Origin of the sequence: Chromobacterium piscinae (assembly GCF_021129175.1) — a bacterium.
GTDB classification, from domain to species: Bacteria; Pseudomonadota; Gammaproteobacteria; order Burkholderiales; family Chromobacteriaceae; genus Chromobacterium; species Chromobacterium piscinae.
The window spans coordinates 1-1,347 of the sequence record NZ_JAJOHV010000183.1; the positions used below are offsets into that span (position 1 = coordinate 1).

2 protein-coding genes are annotated in these 1,347 nt (G+C 71.9%); both read left to right on the forward strand.

Translation table 11 applies throughout. The annotated features are described in order from the left end of the window. Positions 1-572 (forward strand): HlyD family efflux transporter periplasmic adaptor subunit (locus LQR33_RS24100; RefSeq protein WP_231470762.1); only part of this gene is annotated, 572 nt, incomplete at its 5' end. Beyond that, positions 569-1,347, forward strand: a 779-nt coding sequence (locus LQR33_RS24105) for a TolC family protein (protein WP_231470763.1), incomplete at its 3' end; no start/stop codon positions are given. The genes LQR33_RS24100 and LQR33_RS24105, both read left to right, overlap by 4 nt.

Sequence of the window (1,347 nt, forward strand, 5' to 3'; positions counted from 1 at the left end):
CCCAGGCCCGCCGCGAGGCCGCGCGCAACCGCTCGCTGACCGACCTGGTGGCCGCCGAGGCCCGCGAGGAAGGCGACGCCAAGGTGCAGCTGGGCGAAGCCACGCTGGCCGCCGCCGAAGCCGCCGCCGGCCTGGCCCGGCTGAACCTGGAGCGCACGGTGGTGAAAAGCCCGGTGGACGGCTATCTGAACGACCGCACGCCGCGCGCCGGCGATTACGCCGCCAGCGGCCGCGCCGTGCTGTCCATCGTCGACTCCCGCTCCTTCCACGTCGACGGTTACTTCGAGGAGACCAAGCTGGGCGGCGTGGAGCTCAACCAGCCGGTGGACATCCAGATCATGGGCGAATCGCGCAAGCTGCGCGGCCACGTGCAAAGCATCGCCGCCGGCATCGAAAACCGCGACCGCAGCAACGGCGCCTCGCTGCTGCCCAACGTCAACCCCACCTTCAACTGGGTGCGGCTGGCGCAGCGCATCCCGGTGCGCATCGCGCTGGACGAAGTGCCGGCCAATTTCCGCCTGATCGCCGGCCGCACCGCCACCGTGTCGGTGCGCCAGGGAGGCCGCTCATGAAAGCCGCGCTGAAGCTGAGCGCGCTGGCTTTGGCCTGCGCACTGGCCGGCTGCGCCGCCGTCGGCCCGGACTACCATCTGCCGCCGCAGGCCGCGCTGGGCAAGCCCGCCGCCAATGCCGCCTTCCTGTCCGCGCGCAATCCGGCCTTCGCCCAGCAGCCAGTCCCCGCCGGCTGGTGGCGGCTGTACGACGACGCCAGGCTGGATAAATTAGTGGAAGAGGCGCTGGCCGCCAACGCCGACCTGCGCGCCGCCGCCGCCAATCTGCGCAAGGCGCTGGCGGTGGAAGCCTCGGTCAACGCCGAGCGCGATCCGCACGCCAGCGCATCGGCCACCGCCCAGCGCAGCCAGGATTCCGGCGAAGCCTATTTGATCGAGAAAAAACTGCCGGTGGCCAATGTCGGCGATGCCGGGCTGAAGATAGGCTACGAAATCGACCTGTTCGGCAAGCTGGCCCGCGCCGAGGAAGCCGCCCGCGCCGGCACCCAGGCCACCGAGGCGGCCGTGGACCTCTCTCGGACGACGGTGGCCGCGGAAACCGTGCGCGCCTATGTGCAAGGCTGCGCGGCCGGACACCAGCTGGCCGTGGCCAAGCATGAGCTAGAGCTGCAGAACCGCGGCGTGGCGGTGGCCAAACGGATGCAGACCGCCGGCCGCGGCCGCGCCACCGACGTGGAGCGCGCCCAGGCCCAGGCCGATATCCAGCGCGCCGCCCTGCCCCGGCTGCAGGCGGAACAGGACGCCGCCCGCTTCCGCCTGGCCGCGCTGCTGGGCAA